The 3,915-nt window shown below is 59.3% G+C and carries 5 protein-coding genes and 1 pseudogene; all 6 read left to right on the top strand.

The annotated features are described in order from the left end of the window. A partial coding sequence (locus BX592_RS33495) for an RHS repeat-associated core domain-containing protein (RefSeq protein ID WP_134197615.1) occupies positions 1–653 on the top strand: 653 nt, incomplete at its 5' end. 17 nt (positions 654–670) lie between these two features. Further along, the gene (locus tag BX592_RS33490) at positions 671–1,021 is read left to right on the top strand and encodes a hypothetical protein (RefSeq protein ID WP_243849860.1); all 351 of its coding nucleotides are present in this window, start codon (positions 671–673) and stop codon (positions 1,019–1,021) included. Between the two features lie 333 nt (positions 1,022–1,354). Then, the gene (locus BX592_RS33485) at positions 1,355–2,803 is read left to right on the top strand and encodes an RHS repeat-associated core domain-containing protein (protein WP_166676529.1); all 1,449 of its coding nucleotides are present in this window, start codon (positions 1,355–1,357) and stop codon (positions 2,801–2,803) included. A gap of 1 nt (position 2,804) precedes the next feature. Then, on the top strand, positions 2,805–3,002 hold the full coding sequence (locus BX592_RS33480; RefSeq protein WP_134197613.1) for a hypothetical protein: 198 nt from the start codon (positions 2,805–2,807) through the stop codon (positions 3,000–3,002). A 125-nt stretch (positions 3,003–3,127) separates the two neighbouring features. Next, on the top strand, positions 3,128–3,847 hold the full coding sequence (locus tag BX592_RS33475) for a hypothetical protein (RefSeq protein ID WP_134197612.1): 720 nt from the start codon (positions 3,128–3,130) through the stop codon (positions 3,845–3,847). Continuing rightward, positions 3,783–3,915, top strand: a pseudogene (locus BX592_RS34815) (IS256 family transposase); the annotation flags it as partial. The gene BX592_RS33475 and the pseudogene BX592_RS34815, both read left to right, overlap by 65 nt.

Raw genomic sequence — 3,915 nt, 5'->3', positions numbered from 1 at the left:
GGGTGTATGCGAACCAGCAGGGCAGTGTGGTGGCGCTGGCGAATGGCAATGGGGTGACGACGGGTGGTCAGGGGTATGGGCCGTTCGGGGAGACGACCGGCACGCTGGCGTCGCGCTTCGGGTACACGGGGCAGCAGAACCTGGCGCCACTGGGCCTGTATTACTACAAGGCGCGGGTGTATTCGCCAAACCTTGGGCGGTTCCTGCAGACCGATCCGGTGGGGTACGCTGATGATCTGAACCTGTACGCATACGTCAAAAACAATCCGGTCAATCTGGCGGATCCGAGCGGGATGATCGCATCGCTGTCGGGATCGTTTGCGAATACTTCATCGACGGCTGCTGCGAATGTTGTGGCTCAGCCGTCACCTAGTGGACCGAAGCTCGACGGATCGAGGTTCAGCATGCCCGCGACTGCGGCCGTGAGTCAGCCTGCGGTTCAGGTCGCTGGCATGCCGTTTGAAGGTGTCGCGGGATCATGGGCTTCAGCTATGCCGGGCAAGATGCCACAACTACGTATGTACGGTCCAAACGGAACGGCGTTGGTTGACATCGATATGGAAGCCCATCACGGCAACGCTAACCCGCACGCGCACAATTGGGAAGGTACCAGTCGTGACAACGGGTGGCCTGTTTCAATACTTCCTTGGTGATGAAAATGGAAAATTCAATGTTGGCTAAATGGAATAAATTTCACGACTGGTATTTAGACCGCCTAACCCTCGGACCGAATGAAGAGCCTCGTGAACTGATCCTTGGTTTATATCGTGGAAACGAACGCGTGGACGTGACGTTTGAAGGTGTGACCTGTTTCAATCTCGAACACCTTGGTCTGTTGAACATTGTTTACGGCATCAAAATCATTGAGGAGGTTGACAAAAATTACGAGGTCGTCATTGCCTCGTTGAACAAGGGCGAGCGGCTGTCCATGCGGAAAGGCGCAACTGTTGCGTTCATGTATTCGAGCCTTGGCGCCGAGCTTGCCATCGAGTTTGATTCATTGCGGATCGAATCGGTTTGACATGATGGAGCCCTTGGGGATGACAGGCTGCGCGCACGCGCCGCAGCGCTCGCACCAAGGCGCTGGAGTGATTCGCGAGGTGGTTCGATACGCGGGGCCCGAATTAGCGCGAAGACATCGCAGCAGTGGTGTCGGGATGTGGCAAAGGTGTTAGTACCACCTGTCCGCAGGGATGGCGGACACCCGCTTATGACCCGCTGTTGGTGGCTGTGACGCGGTCATGTCGTCGCATACAGCGGGCGGCGGTGCGCCGGCGCAACGGGCAGACGGTCACGCAGGGTTTCGACGCGCTGGACCGGCTGGTGACGCGCACCTTTGCGGGCGGGGCGCACCTTGCGCTACACGCATGATGCGGCGGGCAACGTGACGGATATCGCGTGGCCGGACGGGTTTCATGTGGCGACGACGTACGACAGTTACAGACGCCCGGTGCAACTGCTGGAGAACGGTGCGACGAGTCTGGCGAAATACAGCTACGACACGCTGAACCGCCGTACGCAGGTGGAACTGGGCAATGGCACACGCACGGAGCTCGCGTATGACGCTCAGGGTGGACTGGCGACGCTGAACCACCGCTTCACGAGCAGCACGGAGGACTGGCTCTCGAGCTTCACGCGTAATCAGCTGGGTGAGATCCGTCAGGCGGGCGTGACGAACAGCCGCTATGCGTGGACCCCGGCGGCGGCGAGCACCGCGTATACGGCGAATGCGCTGAACCAGTACACGGCGGCGGCAGGTAAAGGCGTGACGCACGATGCGAACGGGAACCTGACGGGCGACGGGGTGTGGACGTATGCGTACGACCTCGATAACCGGCTGAGGACGGCGAGCGGTGCGGGCACGAACGCGACGCTGGCGTATGACCCGGAAGGGCGGCTGGTGCGCACGACGGTGAATGGCGTGGACACGACGCTGCTGTATGACGGGCAGAACCTGGCGGCAGAGTATGACGGTGCGGGGACGCTGACGCGGCGGTATGTGTTCGGGCCTGGGGTGGATGCGCCGCTGGTGCAGTATGAGGGCGCCGGCACCAATGCAAGGAACTGGGTGTATGCGAACCAGCAGGGCAGTGTGGTGGCGCTGGCGAATGGTAATGGGGTGACGACGGGGGGGCAGGGGTATGGGCCGTTTGGGGAGACGAGCGGCACGCTGGCATCGCGCTTCGGGTATACGGGGCAGCAGAATCTGGCGCCACTGGGCCTGTATTACTACAAGGCGCGGATGTATTCGCCCACGCTCGGGCGGTTCCTGCAAACGGACCCGGTGGGCTACAGCGATGACCTGAACTGGTATGCGTATGTGGGGAATAATCCGGTTAACTTCAGCGATCCGACGGGGCTGGCAGGGTGCTCAAGCAGCAATCTGGCGCAAACAGTAGAGAAGTGGTGGAATGCTTCGGTCGCTGGATTCAAGTCTGAAGGCGTAACTGAGGCCGCCTCGAGGGTTTTGGATGGGCTTCCGGTCGAGGCCGCTGCTGTAGGCGCAATTGGTGCAATCAAGGGCATCGGGACGGCGGCGAACGAAGCCCGCGCGGTTTCTGGTCCGGTGTTCAAGACTACAAAAGAGGCAACAGCAGCGGCGGAAGCGCTTGGGTTCAAGCGAATTTCGGAAACGGTGAACGGTCAAGCAATTTATCAAGATGGAAAGCGTTTCATTACTAGAGACGTTGACGGACACAATGGAGGAGCTTGGAAAATGGCTGATTCCGTTCAAAATCTGGGGTCCAAGAATACACGCTTGGGAACGTTTGATGCTTCATTAACAAACCTTATAGGAAAATGAGATGGAAACCGACACTCCAAAGGCTCCAGAGTGGAAATATCGAGGCAAAACAATTCGCCAGTTAATCAAGGAGCTTCAGACCTTTGAAAATCAGGATGTCAAAGTGCAAATATCAATCGATGATGGGGAAAATAGAAAGCCGATTAGCTTGGTAGCCCACGCCGATGGTGGATGTCTTTTGATGTACTGCGGTGAATAGAAGCTGGTCGGAACTTGACGTAACTGAAGGGCTGCTGCTGACGCGGTCCTTCGATACGTTTTATTGCGGCGGAGCTAAGTTCGGGACCTTGCGCTACACGAGCGACGCGGCAGACAGCGTAACACGTGACGGCGACGTATGACAGCTACCGCCGTCCGCTGCAACTGCGCGAGAACGGCACGCAGAGTCTGGCGAAATACAGCTACGACACGCTGAACCGCCGTACGCAGGTGGATCTGGGCAACGGCACGCGCACGGAGCTCGCGTATGACGCTCAGGGCGGACTGTCGACGCTGAACCACCGCTTCACGAGCAGCACGGAGGACTGGCTCTCGAGCTTCACGCGTAATCAGCTGGGTGAGATCCGTCAGGCGGGCGTGACGAACAGCCGCTATGCGTGGACACCGGCGGCGGCGAGCACCGCGTATACGGCGAATGCGCTGAACCAGTACACGGCGGCGGCAGGTAAAGGCGTGACGCACGATGCGAACGGGAACCTGACGGGCGACGGGGTGTGGACGTATGCGTACGACCTCGATAACCGGCTGAAGACGGCGAGCGGTGCGGGCACGAACGCGACGCTGGCGTATGACCCGGAAGGACGGCTCGCGCGCACGACGGTGAATGGCGTGGACACGACGCTGCTGTATGACGGGCAGAATCTCATGTCAGCAAACGGTGGTGGCGGCGCGAGGGCGGCGGGCACGGGCATGGGTCGGCGGGAGCCTGTCAGATTTTTAGTGTGTCGAGGTCATGAGACGATAACGGAAATAACGTCCTATGACCGAAACAACAGTGACCAAGAAGAGCAGGAACCCGAAAGCGCCGAAGCTGTTCCCCGATGAACTGATCGACCAGTTGCTGGCGCAGGTACAGAACAAGGATGCCGAGTCGATTCTGGGCGAATCGGGCC

Origin of the sequence: Paraburkholderia rhizosphaerae, from assembly GCF_004366595.1 — a bacterium.
GTDB classification, from domain to species: Bacteria; Pseudomonadota; Gammaproteobacteria; order Burkholderiales; family Burkholderiaceae; genus Paraburkholderia; species Paraburkholderia rhizosphaerae.
This window is presented reverse-complemented; position numbering and strand designations above follow the sequence as displayed.